This is a genomic window from Kribbella pittospori, assembly GCF_004331465.1.
In the GTDB taxonomy this organism is placed as follows: domain Bacteria; phylum Actinomycetota; class Actinomycetes; order Propionibacteriales; family Kribbellaceae; genus Kribbella; species Kribbella pittospori.
Map to the genome: position 1 here is coordinate 363,883 of NZ_SJKB01000006.1, position 25,827 is coordinate 389,709.

Below are 25,827 nucleotides of genomic sequence, written 5' to 3' on the forward strand. Positions count from 1 at the left end.
ACTACGATCGAACGAGTGACCGACGAGGACTTCTGGCTGCAAGACATCCTGGAGTCCCGGGACGCCGGCACGTTCGTCGGCCGCACCGAGCCACTCCAGCTGTTCGAGCAGAACCTGGCACTGCGGCCCAACGATCCCCGCCGCCGCTTCATCGTCAGCCTGTACGGCGACGCCGGCGTCGGCAAGACGTCGCTGGTCCAGCGCTGGCGGGCGACCGCGACCAAGAAGAAATGCGCCACGGCGTACGTCGACGAGGCGTTCGACGTATTGTCCGCGATCGAGCAGCTCGCCCACGGTCTGGCCGACTCCGGGTCCGCCTGCCGCGGTTTCGACAGCAGGCTGAGGCAGTACCGCACACTGCGGCACAGCGTCGACTCCGATCCTGGCGCACCGGCCGGGATCTCGTCGGTGCTGACCCGGGCGGCGGTCCGGCTCGGGCTCCGTGCGGCCGGCGAGATCCCGATCGCCGGTGTGCTGGTCGGTGCGATCGACGAGAACGAGGCTGCGTCGCGGGTCGACCAGTACCGTGCCTACCTGGTCGGCAAGATCACCCGGCACGACGATCTCGCGCTGCTGCTGTCACCGGTCGAAGCGCTCAGTACGGCGTTCGTCGCCGACCTCCGCAAGATCGGCCAGCGCCGGCAGATCGCTCTGTTCATCGACACCTTCGAGCAGACCGGCCGCGCCCTCAACGGCTGGTTGCTGGACCTTCTGCGCGGCACCTGCGGCAAGTTGCCGGCCGACATCGTGGTGGCGGTGTCCGGTCAGCATCCACTCGACCCGAACCAGTGGGCCGGCCTGCGGAATCTCCGCGTCGACATCGAGCTGCAGGTGTTCACGGAGGCGGAAGCGCGCCAGCTCCTCGCCACTCAGCGGATCGTCGATCCCGGCACCGTGGACGTGATCCTCCGGCTCTCCGGCTGTCTGCCGATTCTCGTCGCCCTGCTGGCGGAATCGGCGGCTCGCGGCACCGCCGACTCGACGGATCACGCCGAGACCGCCGTGGATCGCTTCCTCCGGGAGGAGTCCGATCCGGAGCGGCAGAAGGCCATCCTGGCCGGCGCGATCCCCCGCCGGCTCGACCGCGACATCCTCGAGGTCGCCGCCGGAACGACCGTCGACCTCGATGCGCTCCGCCGCCTGCCCTTCGTCTCAGCTCACGCCGATGGCTATGGCTACCGCTACCACCCCGTCGTCCGTACGCCGATGCTCCGCTCACTGCGGCGCGTGTCCCTCGCCGACTGGACCGAACGCCAGCGGGCTCTGGTCGACCACTACCGCGAGCGCCTGACAGAGCTCGGTCTGCGCCCCAGCGAGCGCTGGCGGAACGCCCGCTGGCGGGAGTTGGAGCTCGAAGCGACGTACCACGAGCTGTGCGCAGGCGGCGTACCCGAGCTGCCGAACGCACTGGAACGCATGACCGACGCCTACGGCCGGACCAGCGACAGCGCGGCCAAGTGGGCCCAGATGATCGCCCAGGCGGGACACGACTCCGACACCGACGAGATCCGCTCCCGCGGCGAGCAGCTGACCGCCCTTCTCCAGGGCTCGACGAGCGACGAACTGCTCCTCCTCGACGGTCTCGCCCTGGATCCGCGGCTGAGCACCTTCCACCGAGCGGCCGCCCTCACCGAACGCAGCCGGCTGCACGAACGCCTGAAGAAGTACGACGCTGCCCTCGGCGACCTCGACCGGGCGGACGCCCTGCTGCCCGGCCGGAGCTGGATCGTCGGCCCGCGCGGACGGATCCACGCCGATCTCGGCGACTACGACAAGGCGTTCGAGGACCTCGCCGAGGCGATCCGGATCGCCCCCGACTACGCGGGTGCCTACTCCTCCCGGAGCTCGATCAGCCGGCGTCTTCGCAAGTACGAGGCCGCCCTCGACGACATCGATCGCGTGATCGAACTGCGCCCGGGCGATGCCTACTACCTCACGGTCCGAGGCTCGATCTTCCGGGATCTGCGCCGCTTCGCCGAGGCGAAGACGGACCTGGATCATGCGCACGCGCTGGCACCGACGGACACCTGGGTCCTGCTGTCCCGGGCAGGGCTCTGGCGCGATCAGCGGATGGAGCGCGAGGCGCTGGCCGACCTCGACAAGGCCGTCGAACTCGACCCGCGGTACGCCGCGGCGCTCGCCGACCGAGCCAATGTCCGGATGTCCTTGGGGCAGTACGCCGAGGCACTGGCAGATCTCGACCGAGCGATCGCGGCGGATCCGGGCGACCGGTGGTCGTTCACGATCAGAGCCCGGGTCTACGACCGCTCCGGCGAGCTGTCGCGAGGGGTGGCCGACTTCACCGCGCGAATCCGCACCGATCCGGACAACCCGATCCTGCTGCGGGCACGCGCAGACCTGCATCTCAGCGCGCGCCGGTACGACGATGCGCTGCGGGATCTCGACCGCGCTCTCGAACTGAGCCCCGACGATCTGTCCGCGCTCACGACGCGGGCGCTGGTGTACGACCGGTCGGGCCGCCGATCCCGGGGACTCGCCGACCTCGACCGGGTGCTCGAGCTCGATCCGACCCATGGTCCGACGTTCGGGATCCGGGCCGGGATGAGAGCCTCCGCGGGCCAGTACGACGGCGCGATCGCGGACGCCGAGCGCTCCCTCGAACTCGACCCGTTGTCGGCCCTGGCGTTCGACCGGCGTGGGTCGATCCGGCTGGATCACGGTGATCTCGACGGGGCGCTCGACGACCTCGATCGAGCCATCCAGCTCGATCCCACTCTCGGTTCGGCACTGGTGTCCCGGGCGCAGATCATGGAACTGAAGGGTCAGTACACGCAGGCACTGGCCGACCTGGATCGTGCTGTCGACGTCGCCCGGCGGAAGGCCGCGGCGCTCTCGCATCGCGCCAGAGTGCACGAGCGGCTGGGAAACCTCGACGCGGCCCGCGCCGACCACGACCGCAGCGTCGCGATCCTCCGCAACCAAGGCTGGGCCCTGATCTACCGCGGCCAGTACTTCCTCCGTCTGACCGGCGACCACTCGGCGGCCTTGCACGACTTCGCCCGGGCGATCGACCGGCTCCCGCGGACAGCGACCGCCTGGATCGGGCGGGGCGAGACCTATCAGGCGATGGGCAAGACGGCCGCCGCGCTGGCGGACTTCGAGCATGCTGCCGAGCTCAATCCGAAGAACGGCTGGGGGCTGTACCGGCAGGCCCTGATCCGTCTCGGTGAAGGCCGCGACGACGACGCGGCCGCGTTGCTCAGGTCGGCGCTCTCGACCTTGGACTACGAGGCAGACCTGCCGCGCCCGGATCCGCGCCGGCTGGTCCACCGGCCCACCTTCCTGACCGCGCTCGGCGAGCAGAGTGAGGCGATCAACTACGTGGAAACACAGCGACTCCCGGCGGATCTGCTCCGGCAGATCGGCGAGGAGTTGACCGAGTTGGGGGAGTTCATCGGGGCGGACAAGGTCGCGCCTGTGCTCGACGTACTGCGGTCAGGTCAGCTCGATGCAGACGTTGGTGGGCTCGGAGTAGAAGGACAGTGAGTGCGTGCCGCCCTCGCGGCCGACGCCGGACAGCTTCATGCCGCCGAACGGCGTGCGGAGGTCGCGGAGGAACCAGGTGTTGATCCAGACGATGCCGACGTCCAAGGCTGGGCCGGCACGGTGGGCGCGGCCGACGTCGCGGGTCCAGACGGTGGCGGCCAGGCCGTACTCGCTGTCGTTGGCCAGGGCGTAGGCCTCGTCCTCGGTGTCGAACGGCGCGATGTGGCAGATCGGGCCGAAGATCTCCTCGGTGGTGGCGCGGGCGTCCTGCGGCAGACCGGTCACCACTGTCGGTTGCACGTAGCAACCACCGTCGCGGGCGTCGCCGAACGACGGTACGCCGCCGCCGGTCAGCACCTCAGCACCTTCGGATCGGGCCAGGTCGTAGTACGAGAGGACCTTGTCGCGGTGCTGTTTCGAGATCAGCGGCATGTTCATGGTGGCCTCGTCGGCCGGCCAGCCGTAGGTCAGTTCGGAGGCTCGTTGGGCCAGCCGTTCAGCGAATTCGGTGAAGATCGGCCGCTCGACGTACAGCCGCTCGGTGCACAGGCAGACCTGGCCGCCGTTGGTGAACACGGACCGCACCGATCCCTCGACCGCGGCGTCCAGGTCGGCGTCGGCGAAGATCAGGCCGGCGTTCTTGCCGCCGAGCTCGAAGGACACCGACTTGACCCGGTCCGCTGCCACCTTCGCGATCGCCGTACCGGTCGCAGATTCACCGGTGAAGGTGATCGCGTCCACGCTGGGATGCCGGGTCAGGTACTCCCCTGCCGACGACGGGCCGAAGCCGTGCACGAGGTTGAAGACCCCAGCCGGTACGCCGGCCTCCGCCATCACCTCGGCCAGTACGGTCGCCGAGGCCGGTGTCTCCTCGGACGGCTTGACCACCACAGCGTTGCCGCAGGCAAGCGCCGGCGCGACCTTCCAGGTGAGCAGGAGCAGCGGCAGGTTCCACGGTACGACGATCGCCACCACACCGACGGGTTTACGGACCGCGTAGTTCAGCGCCCGCCGGCCGTCCGGCAGCACGGTGGTGTACGACTCGGTGGCAGCCGTCGTCGCGAAGTCGGCGAAGGCGCGGAAGTTCGCCGCGCCGCGCGGGATGTCGAGCGTGCGGGCCTGACTGATCGACTTCCCGGTGTCGCCCACTTCCGCCGCGACGAGGTCCTCGAAGCGCCGCTCCAGTCCGTCGGCGACGCGGCGCAGGACCACCGCCCGCTCCTGCTCACTGAGCCGTCCCCACGGCCCCTTCAGCGCCGCCTGGGCCGCCTGCACCGCCGCGTCCACGGCCGACTCGTCCGCCTCGCAGACGTCGAAGATCTGCTCACCCGTCACCGGGCTCACCTTCGCGAACGTCGAGCCGCTCTCCACGAACTCGCCACCGACGAAGTTCCGGAGCAGGCCCACCGACTTGGGCTGCCCGGTCAGCAACTCCGGCGTCCACAAACTCATCGCCGTCTCCTCCTCCGTGCGATTCCGAGCAGTACGCCGGCCGCGGCCACAGCGCCCAGGCCGAGCACCTTGTGCTGGCGATGGACGCGGTCCCGGACTTCGGCGTACGGCGTGGTGGAGAACGACACCAGTTCGTAGCGGGAGACGTACGTGCCGGGGAGCAGGCGTTCCAGGGCGTGCTCGATGCGCTTGGTGAGGCGGAAGACCGGCGACGCGACCTTGTCCCGCATCTCGACGAAGTTGCCGAGCGCCATCTCCGCGATCGCCTCGGTGTTCTCCCGGCGCCGCGCCTCGAACAGCGGCAGCGCCCGGGCCCACGACCCGGCAGTGTCGTCGAGGCAGCGGTCCAGCTCGACCACGTCCTCGAACGCACAGTTCGCGCCCTGGCCGTAGAACGGCACGATCGCGTGCGCCGCGTCGCCGATCAGCGCCGTCCGCCCGTGCGCCTGCCAGGGCAGCGTGTGCACGGTCCCGAGTACGCCGACCGGGTTGTGCAGGTAGTCGTCCACCAGGGATGGTGCCAACGGCAACAGATCCGGGTACGACGTCCTGAAGTGGTCCTCGATGTCCACCTCGGAGGTCAGCGCGTCGAACGCCCCGGCCGGCCAGAACAGCGTGCAGGTGAAGGAGCGATCCGGATTCGGCAGCGCGATCATCATCGACGTACCGCGCGGCCAGATGTGCAGCGCACCGGGATCCAGCGCGAACTCACCGTCGGCCGCCGGGATCGACAGCTCCTTGTACCCGTAGTCGAGGAAGTCGACGTCCTCGGCAACGATGCCCTCGGCAAGCAACTGCTCGCGCACCGCGGACCCGGCACCGTCCGCGCCGAGCACCACGTCGGCCTCGGCCGAGACCTTCCCCGACGGGGTCGCGAACACCATCCGCCCGGCCTGCGACTCCAGTTCGACCAGCCGATGCTCGAACTCGACCGAGACGCCCGGAGCCTCCGACGCCGCCGTCAGCAGCGCGTTGTTCAGCGCACCACGGCTGATCGAGTTGATCGCCCGGTTGCCGCCGGCCGAGTACGCCTGGAAGTCCAGCGGTCCGGAGACCGGGTGGATCATCCGGCCCTTCATCGGCAGCGCGTCGGCCATCACCTGGTCGTCCAGCCCGATCCGCCGCAGCGCGTCCAGCCCGCGTTCGGAGATCGCCAGGTTGATCGACCGGCCGCGCTCGGCCTGACCGACGCGCGGATCCGGCCGCCGCTCGTACAGCGTCACCGACAACCCACGCCGGGCGAGGAAACAGGCCATCAGACTCCCGGTCAGCCCGGCCCCGACGATCGCGACCTTCATGCCGGCACCGCCTCAGCCAGAGCCGTCGCCGCCCGCCAGCAGTCGTGGTACGTCGAGTACAACGGCACCGGCGCCAACCGCAGTACGTCGGGCTCCCGCGAGTCGGCGATCACGCCGTACTCGAACCGCAACCGCTTCGCCAGCGCACCCGCCCCCTGCGCACCACCGATCCGCACCGACAGTTGCGCCCCGCGCCGCTGCGGATCCGTCGGAGTGATGACCTGCAACGGCCGCTCGATCATGACCTCGCTCAATTGCCTCTCCAGGTACGACGTCAACCGCAGACTGCGTTCGCGCAACACACCGATACCGATCTTGTCGAAGATCTCCAGCGACGTACGCACCGGGCTCATCGAGAAGATCGGCGGATTCGACACCTGCCACGCATCCGCTGACGCGGGTGGCCTCGACTCCGGCCTCATCTCGAACCGGGTCGAGGCCTCAGTGCTCCACCAGCCCTCGAACCGCGGCCGGTCGCCGCCCAGGTGCCGCTCGTGCACGAACGCACCGGCCAGCGCACCCGGCCCGGAGTTCAGGTACTTGTACGAGCACCAGGCGGCGAAGTCCACGCCCCACTCGTGCAGTGCCAGCGGCACGTTCCCGGCCGCGTGGGCCAGGTCCCAGCCGACGATCGCACCGGCCGCATGTCCGGCCTTGGTGATCGTCGGGATGTCCATCAGCTCGCCGGTCAGGTAATTCACCCCGCCCAGCAGGACCAGGGCCACGTCACCGCCCAGCTGCTCGACGACGTCCGACGTACGCAGGCACTCCTCGCCCGGCCGGGGCCGGAGGCGGATGACCGCGTCGTCGGCGTCGTACCCGTGGAATCGCGCTTGGGAGCGTACGGCGTAGCTGTCGGAGGGAAAGGCGGAGTCCTCGATCACGATGCGGTGCCGGGACCGGTTCGGGCGGTAGAACGAGACCATCAGCAGGTGCAGGTTGACCGTGAGGGAGTTCATCACGACGGTCTCGTTCGGCAGTGCACCTACCAGCCGTGACGCCGGTCCGGTCAGAAGCCGGTGGTACGGCAACCACGGCCTGTCGGCGTCGAGGTGTCCCTCCACGCCCAGCCTCGCCCACGCGTCGAGGTCCTCGAGTAACTCGGTCCGGGTCGCGCGCGGCCGCAGCCCGAGCGAGTTCCCGGCGAAGTACGCCACGTCCGGGTAGTCGCCACCCTGCGCCGGCGGTACGTCGAACAGATCGCGGTGCCCGGGGTCCGCGGCATCGAGTTCCAGCGCCTCAGCCTCCGCGCTCACGCCTCGGCGACCTCATCCGCCGCGTCGTCCACCTTGTCGTCCACCTTGGCGGGCTTGTCGGCCGGCGGGTCGATCACCTGGCCCTTGCCGAGCACGGTGATGCCGCCCTTGGAGACGGTGAAGCCGCGTTCGCGGTCGTGGTCGGGGTCGACGCCGATCTCGACGCCTTCCGGGACGACCACGTTCTTGTCCAGGATCACGTTGATCAGCCGGGCCCCGGCGCCGATCTTGCAGTTGTCCATGATCACCGCGCGCTCGATGTAGGCACCGGCACTGACGATCACGTTGGAGCCGAGCACCGAGGTCTCCACGGTCGCACCGGTCACGATCGAGCCCTGGCAGACGATCGACTCGCCGACGGTCGCGTCGTCGGTGAACTTCGCGCCCGGCAGTTGCGGGTGCGAGGTGAAGATCGGCCAGTCCGAGTTGTAGAGGTTGAACACCGGCTGGATCGAGACCAGATCCATGTGGGCCTCATGGTACGAGTCCAGCGAACCGACGTCACGCCAGTACGAGCGGTCCCGGTCGAGTGCGCCGGGTACGTCGTTGTCACGGAAGTCGTAGACCCCGGCCTTGCCCTCGGCAACCATCATCGGGACGATGTCGCCGCCCATGTCGTGCCGCGAGGCGGGGTTCGCGGCGTCCTTGCGGAGCGCCTCGACCAGGACGTCGGCGCTGAACACGTAGTTGCCCATCGAGGCGAACGTCTCGTCCGGCGAGTCGGGCAGTCCCGGCGGGTCGGCCGGCTTCTCCAGGAACTCCTCGATGGTCTGCCCGTCCGCGCCGGTCTTGATCACGCCGAACTCGCTCGCCCCGGCCCGGGGCACCCGGATCCCGGCCACGGTCACGCCGTTCCCACGCTCCAGGTGCGCGGCGACCATCTGGGCCGCATCCATCCGGTACACGTGGTCGGCGCCGAACACCACGATGACGTCGGGCTTGAAGTCGTCGATCAGATTCATCGACTGGTAGATCGCGTCCGCGCTGCCCTGGTACCACTGCGGACCGAGCCGCTGCTGGGCGGGCACGCAGCTGACGAAGTTCCCCAGCAGGGTGGACATCCGCCAGGTCACGGTCACATGCCGGTCCAGCGAGTGCGACTTGTACTGCGTCAGCACGAACAGGTTCCGGATTCCGGCGTTGACCAGGTTGGACAGCACGAAGTCGATCAAGCGATAACTGCCCCCGAACGGCACGGCCGGTTTGGCCCGGTCCGCCGTCAGCGGCATCAACCGCTTGCCCTCGCCACCGGCCAGCACGATTCCGAGAACTCTGGGCGCCTTTGCCATGTCCGCACCTTAGCTCCGAGAGCCCCCAGGCATAAGCGCTTGCGAGTGTCGCGACACTGGGGGGATGCCAACGCTCATCGAACCTACTGTCGCCGTTCACCGCTCGTTCCTCGCCGCCTGGGACGAGTTCGGCCCGGAGGACGAGCGGTGGATGGGTGCACGGGCGATCACCGGCGACGAGGAGGAGTGGAGCCGCGAGCAGGCCGCGGACCCGGACGAGTTCGCCCGGATGGTCGAGCTGATCCGGAGCGAGGCGGATCCGGCCACCGAACTGCGGCCGGATCTGGTCCATCAGACCGTGCTCTGGTTCGTCGACGGCGAGGAGTGGCTCGGCCGGCTGTCGATCCGCCACGACCTGACCCCGGTCCTGATCGAGCTCGGCGGTCACATCACCTACGGCGTACGGCCGTCGGCGCGGCGTCACGGCCACGGCACCCGGATGCTGACCCAGTCCCTGCCGATCGCGGCCGGTCTCGGCATCGACCCGGTGCTGGTCACCTGCGACCCGGACAACGTCGGTTCACGCAAGGTGATCCAGGCGGCCGGTGGCGAATTGGAAGACGAACGACACGGAAAGCTGAGGTTCTGGGTACCGACACACGTCGCGTGATGACCTAGCCTCGGACGCATGAAGGTCGCCATCCTGACGCGTGAGTATCCTCCGGATGTGTACGGCGGGGCGGGGGTGCACGTGGACTTCCTGGTCCGCGAGCTGCGCCGGCTGCTCGACGTGGACGTGCACTGCATGGGCGAGCCACGCCTCGGCGCGACCGCGCACTCCGAGGACGACCCACGCATCCCGAAGGCGAACGCGGCGCTGCGGATCCTGTCCACCGACCTGACCATGACGGCCGCGGTCGGCGACTCCCAGCTCGTCCACTCCCACACCTGGTACGCGAACATGGCCGGCCACTGGGCCAAGCTCCTGTACGGCGTACCGCACGTGGTGACCGCTCACTCGCTGGAGCCGCGCCGCCCGTGGAAGGCCGAGCAGCTCGGCGGCGGCTACCGCCTGTCCAGCTGGGCCGAGCGGACGGCCTACGAGGCGGCCGACGCTGTGGTCGCGGTGAGCAACGGCATGCGGGACGACGTACTGGACTGCTACCCGGCGATCGACCCGGCCAAGGTGCACGTGATCTCGAACGGGATCGACGCCGACTTCTACCGGCCGGATCCGGCGACGAACGTGCTGGAGCGGCTCGGCGTCGACCTGAGCCGCCCGTACGTGACGTTCGTCGGCCGGATCACCCGGCAGAAGGGTGTCCCACACCTCCTCCGGGCCGGGCTGCGGCTGGACCCGTCGGTGCAGCTGGTGCTGCTCGCCGGTGCGGCCGACACGGTCGAGCTCAAGGTCGAGACGGATGCCCTGATCGACGACCTCAAGGCGGCCCGGGACGGCGTGTTCGTGGTCTCCGAGATGCTGCCGCGCGAGGAGGTCCGGCAGGTGCTGACGCACGCGCTCGCGTTCTGCTGCCCGTCGATCTACGAGCCGCTCGGCATCGTCAACCTCGAGGCGATGGCATGTGAGACCGCCGTCGTCGCCAGCGCGGTCGGCGGCATCCCCGAGGTGGTCGACGACGGCGTCACCGGCACACTGGTCCGGTACGACGAGGACGACATCGACGCGTTCGAGCGCGACCTGGCCGCGGGGATCAACGACCTGGTCGACAACCCGGCCAAGGCGGCCACGATGGGCAAGGCGGGCCGCGAGCGGGCCGTCTCGCAGTTCGGTTGGGACGCCGTCGCGGACCGGACCGTGCAGCTGTACACCAGCCTCCTCGGGTAGACGAAAGTCCACCTCCGCCCCGGGGCCGAGCACCCTCGTCGCACGCTCGGCCCGGCGGTTGGCTGGAGGCATGACTTCACGGATTACCAGGACCGTTGCCGCCACTCTCGCCACGGCCGCGCTGCTCGCGGCCCCGATCTCGGCGTACGCCGCTGTCACCCAGCCGACGCTGTCGGAAGCCGCCGTCACCAGCGTCCACGCCCCACGTGGCGCGCTCGTCTCGGCCGTCCCGGTCGCCCGGCTGACTGCGGCTCAGTTGGACGGAGCCGCGGCTGGGACGGGCTTCGTCGGTACACCGGCGGCCAAGGACGACGTCACGGCGTACCGGTTGATCTATCGGACCGTCGACCCCAACGGCCGGCCCACCACCGCGAGCGGTCTCGTCGTCCTGCCCGACGGCCGCCACGGTGCGCTGACCGTCGCGGAGTACCTGCACGGCACGACCGCGACGAAGGCCTACGCGGCCTCCGTGTCTGAAGACTCGACCGACCGGCTCGTCACCGCTCTCTTCGCCGGCCAGGGGCTGGTCGGGGTCGCGCCCGACTACCTCGGTCTCGGGCTCGGGCCGGGCGAGCATCCGTACATCGACACCAAGACCGAGACCAGCGCGTCCGCGGACATGCTGTTGGCGGCTCGCACGTTCGCGTTGAGGCACGGAGTCGTCCTCAAACGCGACGTGCTCGTCACCGGCTTCTCCCAGGGCGGCCGGGCCTCTGTTGCCCTTGGACGGGCACTCAGCCGGGGTGAGGTCTCGACGTTCCGCCTCGGCGCTCTGCAGGGCGTGGCCGGGCCGTACGACCTTCTAGGGACCGAGTTGCCGGCCGCCTTCAACGGTGGGGTGGCGCCGGCGACCGCGGCGTTCTATCTCGCCTACTTCACGACCGCGTGGAACCGGACCGTCGGCCTGTACGACGACCCGCGGGAGGCGTTCCAGGAGCCGTACGCGAGCACGGTCGAGGGCCTCTTCGACGGGACACACCCCGACGAGGACATCGTTGCCGGACTCCCCGATTCCCCGGAGAAGCTGTTCACGCCGGCGTTCATCGAGCGGCTGAAGCACCCGACCGGTCGCTACCTGCGCGCACTGCAGACGGCCGACCAGATCTGCCATGACTGGACCCCCCGCGTGCCCGTCCACTTCTACAACGGCACGAAGGACACCGACGTGGTGGCCGCCAATGCGGACGTCTGTGCCACCGCGCTGCGGGCTCGCGGCGCGCAGGTCACCGTGCACTCGATGGGCGCCGTCGACCACGTGGGTACGGCGTTGGCGGCGTACCCGCAGATCGTCCGCGCCTTCAGTCGCTGGGCCTAGGCGCTCGATCGTGCTGCTCGGTGGTCTGATCGTTGGACGCGACCAGGCTGCCGAGCAGGGCGAGTGACTCGACGCTCCGGCTTCCGGGTACGGCGTGGAAGACGACCAGCGTCATGTTGTCGGTCCCGCCGATGGTCAGCTTGTCGGACTTCAGATCGAGGTCGCCGACGTCCGGATGGGTCAGCAGACTCAGCCGGCCGCGGCGCGGGCGGACGTCGTGCCGCGCCCACAGCTGGCGGAACCGCTCGCTGCGCACCGACAGTTCCCCGACGAGCTCGACCAGCCGCGGATCGTCGACCGCCGACCCGAGCTCGGACCGCAGGACGGCGACACCCTCCTCGGTGAGCTCGTCCCAGTCTCGCCGCAGTGCCTGCTCCGCGGGGTCGAGCAGGACTGCGGTGAGCAGGTTGACCCCGACCGCGTAGTTCGGCGTCAGCGCGGCGCCCAGGGCGTTGACCGCGAGGACGTCGGTGTACTTGTTCTGCACGTACGCCGGGTTGTTCGGCCAGCCGTCGATCAGCTCACGGATGCTCTCCGGCACAGGCTCGGCCCTGGGTCGTTGCCGCTTCGGGACAGCCCGCGGGTGCTCCTGCACGAGCCCGACCAGGTAGGCCGTGGCGTCGGCGTCCAAGCGCAGTACGTCGGCCAAGGCCTCGAGAACCTGCACCGACGGATGCCGGTCGCGACCCTGCTCGAGCCGCAGGTAGTAGTCCGAGCTGATGCCGGCCAACATCGCGACCTCCTCGCGCCGCAACCCCGGGACCCGCCGAAGGCCGACCCGCCGGAGTCCGACGTCCTCCGGCCGGACCTGTTCGCGCCGGGCTCGGAGATACTCACCCAGCGCGTTCGTACTGTCCATGTCGTCCACGGTAGTCGGGGCGGACGTCCGGTGACTGGGTCCTGTCACTCCCAGGAACAGCGGGGCACTCCCTCCTCGACCGACCCCGAGGAACAGTGGAAGACATGACGAACTCAACCATCACCCTCGCCGAGGACCTCACCATCACCCGGATGGGGTACGGCGCCATGCAGCTCGCCGGTCCCGGGGTCTTCGGGCCGCCGCAGGACCGCGACCAGGCGATCGCCGTACTGCGGGAGGCCGTCGACCTGGGCGTCACGCATATCGACACCAGCGACTTCTACGGCCCGGTCGTGGTCAACGAGATCATCAAGGCAGCCCTGCACCCGTACCCGGCCGACCTGCACCTCGTCACCAAGGTGGGCGCCCGCCGCGGCGACGACGGCAGCTGGAACCCCGCCCTGGAGCCGGAGGACCTGAAGGCCGCGGTCCACGAGAACCTCGAGCACCTCGGCCTGGACGTCCTCGACGTGGTCAACCTGCGCACCGCCGCCCACGACGGCGGCAGCGAGGAGTCGATCGCCGCGGAGTTCACCGCTCTGGCCGAGTTGCAGCAGGAAGGCCTGATCCGGCACCTCGGGCTGAGCGGCGTCACGATCACGCAGATCCGCGAGGCGCAGACCATCGCCCCGGTCGTCACCGTGCAGAACCTCTACAACCTGGTCCGGCGCGATGACGACGACGTGGTCGACTTCTGCGCCGACGAGAACATCGCGTTCGCGTCGTTCTTCCCGCTCGGCGGCTTCAACCCACTGCAGTCCGAGACCCTCGCCAAGGTCGCCGCTCGCCTGAACGCCTCACCTCAGCAGGTCGCCCTGGCCTGGCTCCTGCAGCGCTCCACCACCAGCATCGTCATCCCCGGCACGTCCTCGCTCACCCACCTCCGCGAAAACATCGCCGCCGCTGACCTCGTCCTCCCCACCGATGCGGTGGCCGAGCTCAACGCGATCGGGGCCTAACAGCGGTCACCACGCTCTGCCGCCACCCCCACCCCACGCCACCCCCACCCCGGCGCCACCCCTCACCCCGCGCCACCTCCACCCCACCACCCCAGCCACCGCGCGACCCGACCCCACCGCCGCGCCATCTGATGGGCTCACCCACCTGAGGGTGGGTTACCACGCCGGATTCCGGTTGGCCAACCCACCATGTGATGGGTCAGCCTGTGAGGACGGTACGACGGGATCGGGCGAAGCCGCTGCGGATGCGCATCGCCGTTCGGTGTGGATGCGCGAGATCGGACCACGTCGTACGAACGATCTCCAGCCCCAAGGCGCGAAGACGGTCCTCCCTGGCCTTCTCCCGGATCAGTGCATCTCGCGATTCATCGGCGTACTTCACCATGCCGTCGAACTCGACCACCGTGTCGTGATCGGGGAAGAAGAAGTCGACTCTGCCGATGAAACCACCGTCGTCAGCGAACTCCACCTGAAGGTCCGGAGACGGCAAGCCCTGGTTGCGCATCAGCACCCGAAGACGTGACTCACCGACCGACTCGGCCAGGGGATCGGCGAACGCGAGCACCGAGCGAATCGTCGGACCACCCGGCCAACACTCGGTCGTCGCCCGCAGGCGCTGCAGGTCACGGGGGTTCAGGTCGTAATGTCGCAGTGCCGCGTCCGCACTCACGACGGCAGCCTCGAACGACGTACGGGCCGCCGACTCGACCACGGCGCGGGCGAGCGAAGTCGTCGCGAGCCCTTCGATCTGCGTGACGTCCGACGTCTCGAGCAGCCCGCGATGATGCCGGACTCCAGCGAGCAGACCGCTGCGGCCAGTTGTCCGTGTCAACTGGACCTCGGTGAGATCAGCGCGCCATACCGGTACGCCGTACATGACGAGCGCGGAGTGGTGACTGACCACGGCAGAGCCCCGTCGCATCGAGTTCATCGCTGCGTGCACAAGTTGCCGGTGGCGCACAACATGTCGATCCCACGGAGCCAGACCCGTCAGATCGAGACGCTCGGCGTACTGCCCGTACCGCACTCGCTCCCAGCGGCCGTCGCCAAGCCGTTCGCGAATCTGCTCGCGGGTATAGCCAGTGTCGGCGGCCTGCCTGCTGCTGACAACGCCGCCCTGTTCGGCCGCGATCTGCTTCAACTCCGGGTTCACCAAGCCAGCATGAGCCCGACCAGCCCCTCCCGCTGCGCCCTTCCCAACCCCTGTGGACAACTCCTGAGGGGTCAGCCCACGCCGCGGTGGGTTGGCCAACGGGAATCCGGTGGGCCAACCCCCCATCTGGTGGGTTAACCCATCAGACGGGGGGTTGGAAGGCGGGACCGGGATGGTGGTCGCTGGTCGGGCGCGGTCAGCCGATGCCGGAGGTTGGGGTTTCGGAGGTCAGCCAGGTGGTGAGGAGGCGGGCGCCGGCGCCGGTCGCGCCAATGGAGTACTCGAAGCGGTCGGCCGGGGACTCCGCGATCGACGACAGGTCCAGGTGGGCCCACGGAATGTCGCCCGCGAACGCCTTCAGGAACAGGGCCGCGGTGATCGACCCCGGGCCCTTCGAGCTGTTGACCGAGTCGGCGATCGGTGTCGAGATGAGCTCCTGGTACTGCTCGGCCAGCGGCATCCGCCACAGCTCCTCACCCGACACCCGGCCGGCGTCGGCGAGGTTGTCCGCGAGCGCATCGTCGGTCGAGAACAGGCCGCCGTACAGCATCGAGCCGAGCGACACCTTGATCGCGCCGGTCAGCGTGGCGATGTCGACGATCGCGTCCGGCTTCAGTTCCTTGACCGCGTAGGCGAGTCCGTCGGCCATCACCAGCCGGCCCTCGGCGTCGGTGTTCTTCACCTCGGTGGTGCGGCCGCCGTAGTGCCGGATCACGTCGTCCGGGCGGTACGCCGTACCGGACGGCATGTTCTCCGCGGAGCAGATCAGGCCGGTGACCCGGACGTTCGCGCCGAGCTCACGCAGTGCCGACATTGTCGCCATCACCGAGCCGCCGCCGGTCATGTCCCGCTTCATCGACACCATGCCCTCGCGCGGCTTCAGCGACAGGCCGCCGGTGTCGTAGGTGATGCCCTTGCCGACCAGGACGACGTACGGCGTCTTCTTGGTCGCGCCGGCCGGCACGTAGTCGAGCCGGATGAACCGCGGCGGACGGGTCGACCCCTTGCCGACCGCGAGGATGCCGCCGAACCCGTCAGCGGCCAGCTGCTTCTCGTCCCAGACGGTGACCTCGAGACCGGACGACGCGGCCAGCTCGGTCGCGCGGGCGGCCATCCAGGCCGGGTCCTTCTCGTTCGACGGGGTGATCGCGAACTGCCGCGCCACCCACCCGGTCCGCCCGAGCACGATGCCGCGGTCGAGCACGGCCTGCCGCTCCGACGCGGACCCGTCGGTCAGCGTCACCCGGCCGACCACCGGCTTGCCCGTGTCGACCGTCTTCTGGGTGTAGCCGAACGATCCGAGTACGACGCCCTCCGTCACCGCCTGCAGCGTCGCGTCGTCGATGCCCTCGGCAACGACCGCGGTGAGCTCGTCCTTGCCGCGGCCGAATCTCGCGATCGCGGCACCGGCGTGTCGCAGGTCCTTGGCGCTGCCGTCACCGGCGCCGACCAGCAGCACCTCGGTCACCTCGCCGGACAGCAGCGGGTAGCTCGCGGTGGCCCCGGCGGTCGGGCTGAAGCCGGTCGCCTGCTGCACCTCGTACAGGCGGTCGAGATCGACGCCGAGCCGCTCGCCCGCCTCCTTGGCGGCCGCGGGCAGACCGTCCTCGCCGACCACGATCACCCAGGTCGGGGCGCCGTGCACGGGCAGACCGGGCTGCCAGGACACGGCCGGAAGAGTCGGGAAGGTGAACGTGCTGCTGCGGCGAGCCACTAGGAGGACCTCACTGGTTTGATCAAATGTGGGGACTGCATTGTCCGGGGCCAACCGTAACGACCCCGGCCGGTGCCCGAAAAGGCACCCACCGGGGTCGATGAATTGGCAGAGGTGCGGAAGGCACCTCGAGGGATCCGCTCAGCCGACGACGGCCTTGAGCGCGTTGCCGAGTTCGGTCGCTTCGTCGGCGTTCAGCTCGACGACCAGCCGGCCGCCGCCCTCGAGCGGAACCCGCATCACGATCCCGCGGCCCTCCTTGGTGACCTCGAGCGGACCATCGCCCGTCCGCGGCTTCATCGCCGCCATGCGCGCACCCCTTCCCAGTGTCGGTGTTGAGCGACGACACCGCGCGGGGAACCGTCGCCGGCGCCGTTGCGGTGATGCGCCGTCGGCGCGTATCGCAGTATGTATCGCAACCATTATCCCCGATCACAGGCCAGAGCCGTGCACCATACGGCAGACTCAAGTCTTGTGCACGCCCGTTCAGCCCTTTTCGACCTGTACGGCGACCATCTGCGCGCCCGCGGCGCGCGAGCCCCGGTCGCCGCGCTGGTCCGGCTGCTCGCGCCGCTCGGGGTCCATCCGCCGGCGGTACGCACCGCCGTGTCCCGGATGGTCCGGCAGGGCTGGCTGGAGCCGGTCCGGATCGACGGACAACCTGGCTACGCACTGACCTCCCGGGCGCGTCGCCGCCTCGACGACGCCGCCGCCCGGATCTACCGGACCAGCCCGGACGGCACCGGTCCGGCCGGTACGAACGGCTCCTCCGGCTGGGATCAGCACTGGCATCTCGGCATCCTCCGCGAGGTCCCGAACGCACGCCGCCGCGACCAGCTCGCGAGCCAACTCGCCTTCCTGGGTTGGGCTCCGCTGTCCGACGGCGCCTGGGTCGGGCTGCGCAACGACGCCGAGGTGGACCAGATCCTCGGTGTGGAAGGGATCGCCGCGGATCGGTTCCGCGCCCCCGTCGACGCCGGTGCCGTCGAGTTCGCCCGCCGGGTCTGGAAACTCGACGAGCTCGGCGCGTCGTACGACGCCTGGCTGATCGAGGCCAAGGTCCTGGTGGACAGTGCCGGCGACGACACCACCGACGAGCAGGCGTTCGCCGTACGGTCGGAACTGGTGCACGAATGGCGCAAGTTCCTGTTCCTCGACCCGGGGCTGCCGAGCGAGCTGTTGCCCGACGACTGGGCCGGAACGCGCGCCGCAGCATACTTCGATTTCCACGCCGAACGACTGAGCCCCGCGGCCGGGCGTTTCGTCGACGACTGCCTGACACTGCACTGAAATTCCTCACCGATTGTCAAGGAGCTGACCACGATGAGTGACTCCGTCACCTACACCGTCACCGACGGCGTAGCCACCATCACCCTGAACCGGCCCGACGCGATGAACTCGCTCGACACGCCGACCAAGGTCCTGCTCCGCGACACCGTCCAGGCCGCCGCCGAGGACACCGCCGTACGCGTCGTCGTACTCACCGGGACCGGACGAGCGTTCTGCGTCGGCCAGGACCTGAAGGAACACATCGGCCTCCTGGAGGCGAACGACACCGCCGCCCTCTGGAGCACGGTCCCCGACCACTACGCCCCCATCGCCCTCGCCCTCGCCGATATGCCGAAGCCGGTGATCGCGGCCGTGAACGGCGTCGCGGCCGGGGCCGGCGCGTCGATGGCGTTCGCGTGCGACTTCCGGGTGGTTGCTGACACCGCCGGCTTCAACCTCGCCTTCACCGGCATCGCGCTGTCCTGCGACACCGGCATCTCGTGGACCCTCCCCCGTCTCATCGGGCACGCGAAGGCTGTGGAACTGCTCTACTTCCCCCGGACGATCCCCGCCGCTGAAGCCCTCGACCTCGGGTTGGCCACATCGGTCGTGCCCGCCGCCGACCTCTCGTCCGTGACTGCCGAGCTGGCCACCAAGCTCGCTCATGGCCCGACGGTCGCGTACGGCGCCGTGCGGCAGTCGCTCGGGTATTCGGCGACGCACACGCTGGCCGAGTCCTTGGTGTACGAAGCGGGCAAAATGCAACAGACCGGCGACACCGAAGACCACCACAACGCGGTCGCCTCCTTCGTCGCCAAAGAAAAACCCACCTTCAACGGCCGCTGAGGTTGGTTCTGCCCCACGCGACCGCTACGCGCGCTCCTACCGTCGCGTGCTCGCAGCCGCTCCCACCCGCCCCTTCCTTGCCTGCGCCGGGACTCCTTCGTCGCCCGGCTTACTGACTGCATCGGCGTACTGCTGCACCAGCGCATCACCCGAAACAACTCGAGTGAGGGGGTTGGACTGCAGATCGGACACAGCCTTCGGCGGCGACTGTTTCTGGCCGCCTCCGGCGGGTCGCCAACTGCTGACACGGGAGCTGCATTCGGCGAGACGCACGATTTGTTGGTCGACCCAACGCGACCGCTACGCGCGCTCCTGTCGTCGCGTGCTCGCACCGCTCCCACTTCTTGCTTCGGCACCGGCACTATGCCCATCACGCCGGCACGGACCACCACCATCCACGGTGTGCCGAGAATCCACGTGCTGGCGACACCACAGTGCAGTCACAAGCCGGGCGACGAAGGAGTCCCGGCGCAAGCAAGGAACGGGCGGGTGGGAGCACGCGACGACAGGAGCGCGCGTAGCTGTCGCGTGGGGAACTCCCCCATCCACAGTCGTCACAGGTGAACCACCGACTCGACAATGGCAGTGCAGTCAAGAAGCCGGGCGACGAAAGGAGCTCGGCGCGAGCAAGAATTGGGGCGGGTGGGAGCGGCCGCGAGCACGCGACGACAGGAGCGCGTGTAGCTGTCGCGTGGGGGACTCCCGATCCACAGTTGCTCCGGGGTGAACCACCCGCTCGACATCACCTCACGCAGTCAGTAAGCCGGGCGACGCAGGAGCTCGGCGCGAGCGAGGAACGGGTGGGTGGGAGCGGTTGCGGGTGCGCGATGGAGGGAGTGTGCGTGGGGCTGAAAAGTTTGGTGGGCTCCCCGGCCGCGTTCCGGCCGGGCGAGTCACGGCCGGACAACCACCTGACAGTCGGGGAGCCCGGAATCACCTCATCACGTTCGGTGCCCGGAGCACAACTCGTTCAGCCGTTTGTGTTCCAAATTGGCCCAGATCCCTTCCACCACAGGCGTTTCCGGCCAATCGTGCCATTGCACGCGCCAGCTGCATGCCGCAAAGTACCCATGCAGCTGCACGTGCATCGGGCGTGCGCGCGCCAGTCAGAACCCACCACAATCCAACCAGTCAACGCCCATGCAAACCGCCACACCCCTGCCTCGTTCAGCGTCCACGCAAGCTGCAGCGTCCGTCTGCTCCAGCATCCACACAAACTCCGAGTCCTGCTCGGTTCAGCGGCCACACAAGTTGCTACGTCCGTTGGGTTCGGCGCGCACAGAAGCAGTTGTGTCCGCCTGGTTCTGGGCCACACAAGCCGGAGCGTCCGCCTCCTTCAGCGCCCACACAAGTTGCTACGTCCGTTGGGTTCGGCGTACGCAGGAGCTGCTGCGTCTGCTTGGTTCAGCGGCCACACAGGCTGCAGAAGGCCTGCTGGATTCAACGCCCACGAGCTACGACGTCCTGCCTCGTTCAACGCCCACACAGGCAGCTGCATCTGCCTGGTTGGCGTGCGCAGCAAACAGTTGCGGTCGATCTGGTTTCGGGGTGTTGTGCTAGGGGAGGATCAACGGGCGATGCAGGTTGAGAGGTGGTCGTTGACGATGCCGCTGGCTTGCATCAGGGCGTATGCGGTGGTCGGGCCAACGAATACGAAGCCCTTTTTCTTCAGGGCTTTTGACATCGCGACGGACTCCGGTGTGGTGGCCGGCACATCGCCTAGCGTCTTCGGTGCTTTCCGGTTGGCGGGTTGGAACGACCACAGCAGGTCGGTGAACTCGCCGTCGTCCAGCTCTAGCAACGCACGTGCGTTGGAGATTGTCGCGTTGATCTTCAGGCGATTCCGGACTATCCCGGGATCGGCCATCAAGCGGTCGTAGTCGTCGGTGCCGTACTTCGCGATCACCTCTGGATCGAAGTGGGCGAACGCGGCCCGGAAGTTCTCCCGCTTGCGCAGGATCGTGATCCACGACAGGCCGGACTGGAACCCTTCCAGCGTCATCCTCTCGAACAGTCCGCGGTCGTCGCGGATCTCCTTGCCCCACTCGTTGTCGTGGTACTCGATGTACTCCGGCGCGGAGGTCGCCCACCCGCATCGTGGTTGGCCGTCCGGCCCGATCACCGTCATCGCGCGACCTCCCGCACCAACCGCCGCAACGAGATCCGCATCAGCACCTCGAACGCCGGCCGCACCACGGGCCACCCCATCCGACCGACCTTCCCCAAGGGCGGTACGACGTCCTCCGCCCAGGTGAACGTGCTGCCGACGCCGGTCGGAACGATCGAGAAGGTCCCGGTGCCGGCGACGACCGTACCGAGGTGTTTCACCGTGCACTCGCGCGGCGGATCCCAGTGTGTGATGACCATGTCGTCAGTGAACCCGATGCCACCGACAGAAGTGCGCGCCGCGATCCCACCGCCGACACCGACGCCGTCGTGCTCGGTCGCCCAGACGCGGGTAAGCAGCATCCATCGCGACTGCCGCTCCCAGTCGATCGCAGCATCCCAGGCTGCCTGCGGACTCAACGACAGATAGACCGACGCTTCCGCGTGACAGTTCCCGTCGGGGTTCATCAGCTCGGCCGCTGGTAAGCACCCTGCTCAGGCGGAGCCGGCTCCTCGTGCTGAGGCGCTGGGTCAGGCAGCACCCAGTGTGGCGTCGGCGCGGGCTGCGGTCCGGCTGCCGACCCCGACCGCTGTTGGCCCGGTTGTGAGCTGTCAGCCGCGGGCGGCTGCTCGGGAGCGGGCCGCTGGTACCACGGCTCCCCGTCCGGCTCGTACGACGCAGACTCGGGCTGCTGCGGAGCCGGCGGCGGATCCGACTGCCGGGGCGGTGTCGACTGCTGAGGAGCAGGCTGACGCTCGGCCGGAGTACGCCGGGGTGGTCCTGGCTGGGACTGGGCTTCCAGGAGGGCGCGGGCCTCGGCCTGGAGACGCTCGTACTCATCCGCCGCAGCCGCGTGGGAAGCGGCGGACCGTTCAGCAGCCGTCTGCTCCGTCACGACAGGGTGCTCGGCAGTCACAGGGTCATCGTCAGCGACAGGCTGCTGCAGAGTCAGGCGGGGCGGGGCAGCAGCAGCTGCCGGCGACACGTCCTGTGCCGCCGCAGGCTGCACCCCAGCGGAAGGCTGCACTCCAGCGCCAGGACCAGCGGAGGGATCCACCCCAGCGCCAGCACCAGCACCAGCACCAGCGGAGGGCTGCACACCGCCCGCGGCCTGAGCGCCGCCGGCCATAGGCGACGCGGGCCCGGGCTGCTGGCCTCCCGCGGTCGCCTGCTCCGGCAACACGCCCGGCACTCCGGGCTGCCCGGGCGACGCCGCAGCCTGCTCGGATGTCACGACAGGCTGCTCAGCCGTCACCGCGGGCTGCTCCGAGGTGTCCGACTCCGGGAAATCGCCCCCGACCATGATCGGCTTCTGCGTCCCGGTGTCGTCGAAGTCAGTCGCGCTGTACCGGGACCGGGACGTGAATCCCGCCCCTTCCGGTGCCTCCACGATCGGCGCGACCGCACGCTCGAGGTCGGCGATCCGGCGGTCGCGCTCGGCGACCTCCTTCGCGACGCGCTCGAGCAGCGTGTCCACCTCGTCCATCCGGTAGCCGCGCAGTCCGACCGCGAACCGGGCCGACTCGATATCCGCCGAGTTCAGCGCCTGCCGCGCCGGCACGGTCATGTCGGGCCGGTCGTCGTACGCCGTACTCATGGCACCCCAACGACCCGACGCCACCACTGCGACAGCCCCGATCAACAGCACCACAATCAGCCCGAAGAACCACATCACGGGTCCGATCGTGCCATGCCGATCCAGTCACCCGCACAATCGGCCACGTTTCGTCCGCGGCTCACGGGCCGGTTCAGCTCCCGTCCGAGCCGAGCCGGTGCGCTTCGCGACGCTCGCGGGCCTCCGGATTGTCCGCCTCAGCCACGTCCCGCGCAGCGGCGGCCGCGGCCTCCTCAGCGGCGGCGTCGGCCCCCTCACCGGCCTTGATGATGTAGCTGATCGCCTCGTCCACGTCGTCGGTGATGGTGAACATCTCCAGGTCGGCCGCGGAGATCTTCCCGTCCTCGAGCATCGTCTCCCGCAGCCAGTCCGCCAGCCCACCCCAGTACGACGTACCGAACAACACGACCGGGAACGACGTGACCTTCCGGGTCTGGGCCAGCGTGAGCGCCTCGAACAGCTCGTCGAGCGTGCCGAACCCGCCCGGCATCACCACGAACCCCTGCGCGTACTTCACGAACATGGTCTTGCGGGTGAAGAAGTAGCGGAAGTTCATCCCGATGTCGACCCACTCGTTCAGGCCGTTCTCGAAGGGCAGCTCGATACCGAGCCCGACCGACACGCCGCCGGCCTCGGAGGCACCCTTGTTCGCCGCCTCCATCACGCCCGGTCCACCGCCGGTGATCACCGCGTAACCGGCGCCGACCAACTTCCGCCCGAACTCCTCGGCGGCGGCGTACATCGGGTCGTGCGGCTTGGTCCGAGCGGAGCCGAACACGCTGATCGCGGCGCCGAGCTCGGCGAGCATGCCGAAGCCCTCGATGAACTCCGACTGGATCCGCAGCACCCGCCACGGGTCGGTGTGCACCCAGTCGGTCGGGCCGCGGCTGTCCAGCAGGCGCTGCTCCGAGGTCGATTGCTGCACCTGGTTGCGGCGCATCACCACCGGCCCGCGCTGCTGGTGGCCGAGCGGGCGGTCGGGGTGGATCGAGGGTTCTGCCATACCCCCAGGTTAGGTCGTCAGGTATTTACCAGCCTGGCGACGCGGGCTCCGTCAACCAAGTCCTCAACCTTTGTTCACACAGCTCGATCTCGGCCTCGGGCACGAACTCGTCCTGCTTGTGCGCGTACAGCGGGTCGCCGGGCCCGTAGTTCACCGCCGGTACGCCGAGCAGCGTGAACCGGGCCACGTCGGTCCACCCGAACTTCGGCTTCGGCTCACCGCCGACCACCTGCAGGAACGCCGCCGCGGCCGGCCGCTCCAGCCCAGGCAGCCCGCCCGGCGCAGAGTCGGTGACTGCGAGCTCGAACCCGTCGAACACCTCCTGGAGGTGCGCCGACGCCTCGGCCTCCGACCGGCTCGGCGCGAACCGGTAGTTGATCTCCACCGTGCACAGATCCGGTACGACGTTGCCCGCGACGCCACCGCGGATCGCGACCGCGTTCAGGCCCTCGCGGTACTCCAGGCCGTCGATCGGCACCCGCCGCGGCTCGTACGCCGCCAGCCGCGCGAGGATCCCGCCCGCGGCGTGGATCGCGTTCGTCCCCATCCAGGACCGGGCCGAGTGCGCCCGCTCGCCGCGGGTGGTGACCTCGATCCGCATCGTGCCCTGGCAGCCCGCCTCGACGACCGCGTTCGACGGCTCCATCACCACCGCGAACACGCCCTCGAGGAGCTCCGGGTTCGACCGGGTCAGCTTGAACAGGCCGTTCCGGTCGGCCTCGACCTCTTCACAGTCGTAGAAGACGTAGGTGACGTCGCGGTTCGGTTCGGCGAGCGTCGCGGCGAGCCGGAGCCCGACCGCGACTCCGCCCTTCATGTCGCAGGCGCCGAGCCCGTGGATCAGGCCGTCGGCGCGCCTGGCCGGGAGGTTGTCGTTCAGCGGCACGGTGTCGAGGTGCCCGGCGATGACGATCCGCTCGTCCCGGCCGAGATCGGTGCGCGCGACCACGGTGTTGCCGTGCCGGAACACCTTCAGATGGCCGTACGCCGACAACGCCGCCTCGACCTCGTCCGCAAGCGCTTCCTCGGTCCCGCTGACCGACGAGATGTTGACCAGCGCCTCGGTCAGGTCCGGGCCGGGCATGGTCAGGTCGAGCTTGTTCATCAAGCGTCCTCCGCCGGGGGTACGAACACGCAGAACTCGTTGCCCTCGGGGTCGGCGCAAACGTTCCAGCCGATCTCGCCGTCCCTGGGCCGCAGCAGTGTCGCACCCGCGTCGAGCACCGGCTGCAGCGCGGGCGCGGTGACGTCCCAGTGCACCCGGTTCTTCACCGTCTTCGGCTCCGGCACCGGCACGAAGACCCAGTACGGGAACGGCAGACCCGGCACGTTCTCCAGCCAGTTGTACGGCGTACCCGGCCGACTGCCGAAGTCACCACCGACCACTCCATGCCACCAGCGCGCCTGCGCCTCGGGCTCGGCTGCGTCGACGATGAGCTCCAGCACCTTGTACGCCGGGACGGTGGTGCGGACGAATCCGCAGAACTCGCCGCCCTCCGGGTCCTCCATCACGGTCCACATCTGCTCGTCACTGGCCGGCACCTGGATCGTCGCGCCCTGCCGCTCGAGGTCCGCGATCGCCCCGGCGGCGACGTCCAGGTGGACGCGCTGCTTCACCGTCCGCGGCTCGTCCACCTTGTTGATCCAGATGGTCTTCTCCGGTACGTCGCCGACCAGCACGTTCGGGTTGTCAGCCGGCGAGGTCAGCCCCAGGACGTTCCCCCAGAACGCCGTCATCGCGCTCGGACACGTCACGTCGATACACAGGTCCTTGAAACGTGCGACGGTCATAGCCCACAGGCTATCGGCCGTGCTGCCGACGGTAATGGCGGTTCACGCGCTCGCGATTCCCGCAGGCCGGGGAGCACCAGGTCTGGCGCGGATCGTCCTGGAGGAAGTACTTGACGCAGCGAGCAGCCGGGCAGGCGCGGAGCCGGTCGCGATCCGGACCGGCCAGGAAGTCGATCGCCGATCGGCCGATCGCGCCAACCAGTAGCGCAGTCTCGTTGCCGGTGCGTCCGGACCAGCGTGCCGCCGGCGGGCCGTCGACAGGCCAGTCCAGGTGGGCGGTTCCGAGCCGGTCAGCGGCCCGATTCACCATCCGCAGCGCGGCCTCGGCGTCCATCAACCGATCCGAGTCGGCCTTGCTCGGCGGTTCCGGCGCCACAGCCCGGGCAAACAGCGCCCGCACGGCACCCCGAATCCGCACGAGCTCCCCACGCAGCTCGCCCGGATCGGTGATCTCCAGGTGGCGGTCGAGGACGGTCGCGATCTGGTCGTGCTGCTGCTCGACCCAGGCGCCGGCGTCGGCGGGCGTCGCGAGAAGGTCGGCGACACCGCCGTTGCCGTCGTGCCGAATCGTCGCCGCGAGAGCGAAAGCCAGCGTGCTCACGGTCGCA

22 protein-coding genes are annotated in these 25,827 nt (G+C 69.2%); 7 read left to right on the top strand and 15 right to left on the bottom strand.

The genetic code is table 11. The features are described from left to right. Positions 1–15: 15 nt before the first annotated feature. Positions 16–3,507 carry a tetratricopeptide repeat protein gene (locus tag E0H73_RS21210; protein ID WP_165555758.1) on the top strand — a complete coding sequence of 1,164 codons (3,492 nt, stop codon included), beginning with the start codon at positions 16–18 and terminating at the stop codon, positions 3,505–3,507. On the opposite strand, the gene E0H73_RS21215 is transcribed toward E0H73_RS21210, so the two are convergent. From E0H73_RS21215 to glgC, 4 genes are read right to left on the bottom strand one after another with little or no spacing between them, the layout of a single operon-like run. Then, a complete protein-coding gene (locus tag E0H73_RS21215) occupies positions 3,457–4,959 on the bottom strand; it encodes a 2-hydroxymuconic semialdehyde dehydrogenase (RefSeq protein ID WP_131359124.1) in 1,503 nt (500 codons plus the stop codon). The two genes, E0H73_RS21210 and E0H73_RS21215, sit on opposite strands and share 51 nt — an antisense overlap. Further along, positions 4,956–6,257 (bottom strand): FAD-dependent oxidoreductase, encoded by a 1,302-nt coding sequence (locus E0H73_RS21220; protein ID WP_131359127.1) that lies wholly within the window; start codon positions 6,255–6,257, stop codon positions 4,956–4,958. Before E0H73_RS21220 ends, E0H73_RS21215 begins: the two co-directional genes overlap by 4 nt. Next, a complete protein-coding gene (gene kynU / locus E0H73_RS21225; protein WP_131359130.1) occupies positions 6,254–7,513 on the bottom strand; it encodes a kynureninase in 1,260 nt (419 codons plus the stop codon). The genes E0H73_RS21220 and kynU overlap by 4 nt, the downstream gene beginning before the upstream one ends. After that, a complete protein-coding gene (gene glgC / locus E0H73_RS21230) occupies positions 7,510–8,802 on the bottom strand; it encodes a glucose-1-phosphate adenylyltransferase (protein WP_475009303.1) in 1,293 nt (430 codons plus the stop codon). The genes kynU and glgC overlap by 4 nt, the downstream gene beginning before the upstream one ends. 64 nt (positions 8,803–8,866) lie before the next feature. On the opposite strand from glgC, the gene E0H73_RS21235 reads away from it, so the two are divergent. The 3 genes from E0H73_RS21235 (at position 8,867) to E0H73_RS21245 (ending at position 11,903) form a co-directional block, all read left to right on the top strand. After that, the gene (locus tag E0H73_RS21235; RefSeq protein ID WP_131359132.1) at positions 8,867–9,412 is read left to right on the top strand and encodes a GNAT family N-acetyltransferase; all 546 of its coding nucleotides are present in this window, start codon (positions 8,867–8,869) and stop codon (positions 9,410–9,412) included. 18 nt (positions 9,413–9,430) lie between these two features. Beyond that, positions 9,431–10,588, top strand: a complete 1,158-nt coding sequence (glgA, locus tag E0H73_RS21240) for a glycogen synthase (protein ID WP_131359135.1) — start codon at positions 9,431–9,433, stop codon at positions 10,586–10,588. Positions 10,589–10,658: 70 nt separating this feature from the next. Then, positions 10,659–11,903: an alpha/beta hydrolase gene (locus E0H73_RS21245; protein ID WP_131359138.1), complete on the top strand. Its 1,245-nt coding sequence runs from the start codon at positions 10,659–10,661 to the stop codon at positions 11,901–11,903. On the opposite strand, the gene E0H73_RS21250 is transcribed toward E0H73_RS21245, so the two are convergent. Next, on the bottom strand, positions 11,887–12,762 hold the full coding sequence (locus E0H73_RS21250; protein WP_131359141.1) for a helix-turn-helix transcriptional regulator: 876 nt from the start codon (positions 12,760–12,762) through the stop codon (positions 11,887–11,889). The genes E0H73_RS21245 and E0H73_RS21250 overlap by 17 nt on opposite strands. A 104-nt stretch (positions 12,763–12,866) precedes the next feature. Between E0H73_RS21250 and E0H73_RS21255 the strand changes: the two genes are divergently transcribed. Then, positions 12,867–13,721, top strand: a complete 855-nt coding sequence (locus E0H73_RS21255) for an oxidoreductase (protein WP_131359144.1) — start codon at positions 12,867–12,869, stop codon at positions 13,719–13,721. 199 nt (positions 13,722–13,920) lie between these two features. Here E0H73_RS21255 and E0H73_RS21260 read toward each other — a convergent pair whose 3' ends face one another. The 3 genes from E0H73_RS21260 to E0H73_RS21270 all read right to left on the bottom strand — a co-directional run bounded on the left by E0H73_RS21260 (position 13,921) and on the right by E0H73_RS21270 (position 16,897). Next, complete coding sequence (locus E0H73_RS21260) at positions 13,921–14,874, bottom strand: type IV toxin-antitoxin system AbiEi family antitoxin domain-containing protein (RefSeq protein ID WP_165555759.1); 954 nt, start codon at positions 14,872–14,874, stop codon at positions 13,921–13,923. Between the two features lie 196 nt (positions 14,875–15,070). Further along, complete coding sequence (locus E0H73_RS21265) at positions 15,071–16,588, bottom strand: leucyl aminopeptidase family protein (protein ID WP_131359151.1); 1,518 nt, start codon at positions 16,586–16,588, stop codon at positions 15,071–15,073. A 141-nt stretch (positions 16,589–16,729) separates the two neighbouring features. Beyond that, entirely contained in the window at positions 16,730–16,897 is a 168-nt protein-coding gene (locus E0H73_RS21270) for a DUF3117 domain-containing protein (RefSeq protein ID WP_012923066.1), read from the bottom strand. A 165-nt stretch (positions 16,898–17,062) separates the two neighbouring features. On the opposite strand from E0H73_RS21270, the gene E0H73_RS21275 reads away from it, so the two are divergent. Together E0H73_RS21275 and E0H73_RS21280 are read left to right on the top strand one after the other, a co-directional pair. Beyond that, positions 17,063–17,878 carry a PaaX family transcriptional regulator gene (locus tag E0H73_RS21275; RefSeq protein WP_131359154.1) on the top strand — a complete coding sequence of 272 codons (816 nt, stop codon included), beginning with the start codon at positions 17,063–17,065 and terminating at the stop codon, positions 17,876–17,878. 33 nt (positions 17,879–17,911) lie between these two features. Then, positions 17,912–18,703, top strand: coding sequence for an enoyl-CoA hydratase/isomerase family protein (locus E0H73_RS21280; RefSeq protein ID WP_131359157.1), 792 nt, complete (start codon positions 17,912–17,914; stop codon positions 18,701–18,703). A gap of 1,567 nt (positions 18,704–20,270) precedes the next feature. On the opposite strand, the gene E0H73_RS21285 is transcribed toward E0H73_RS21280, so the two are convergent. From E0H73_RS21285 to E0H73_RS21315, 7 genes are all read right to left on the bottom strand, one after another. After that, on the bottom strand, positions 20,271–20,831 hold the full coding sequence (locus tag E0H73_RS21285; protein WP_131359160.1) for a DNA-3-methyladenine glycosylase I: 561 nt from the start codon (positions 20,829–20,831) through the stop codon (positions 20,271–20,273). Beyond that, positions 20,828–21,277 carry an SRPBCC family protein gene (locus E0H73_RS21290; RefSeq protein ID WP_131359163.1) on the bottom strand — a complete coding sequence of 150 codons (450 nt, stop codon included), beginning with the start codon at positions 21,275–21,277 and terminating at the stop codon, positions 20,828–20,830. The genes E0H73_RS21285 and E0H73_RS21290 overlap by 4 nt, the downstream gene beginning before the upstream one ends. After that, a complete protein-coding gene (locus tag E0H73_RS21295; protein WP_272949143.1) occupies positions 21,277–22,482 on the bottom strand; it encodes a DivIVA domain-containing protein in 1,206 nt (401 codons plus the stop codon). Before E0H73_RS21295 ends, E0H73_RS21290 begins: the two co-directional genes overlap by 1 nt. Before the next feature lie 76 nt (positions 22,483–22,558). Beyond that, entirely contained in the window at positions 22,559–23,428 is an 870-nt protein-coding gene (locus tag E0H73_RS21300) for an LOG family protein (protein WP_131359169.1), read from the bottom strand. 25 nt (positions 23,429–23,453) lie between these two features. Continuing rightward, the gene (gene dapE / locus E0H73_RS21305; protein WP_131359172.1) at positions 23,454–24,533 is read right to left on the bottom strand and encodes a succinyl-diaminopimelate desuccinylase; all 1,080 of its coding nucleotides are present in this window, start codon (positions 24,531–24,533) and stop codon (positions 23,454–23,456) included. Next, positions 24,533–25,219, bottom strand: coding sequence for a VOC family protein (locus E0H73_RS21310; RefSeq protein WP_131359175.1), 687 nt, complete (start codon positions 25,217–25,219; stop codon positions 24,533–24,535). Before E0H73_RS21310 ends, dapE begins: the two co-directional genes overlap by 1 nt. 10 nt (positions 25,220–25,229) lie before the next feature. Then, entirely contained in the window at positions 25,230–25,820 is a 591-nt protein-coding gene (locus E0H73_RS21315) for a CGNR zinc finger domain-containing protein (RefSeq protein ID WP_131359178.1), read from the bottom strand. Positions 25,821–25,827: the final 7 nt, after the last annotated feature.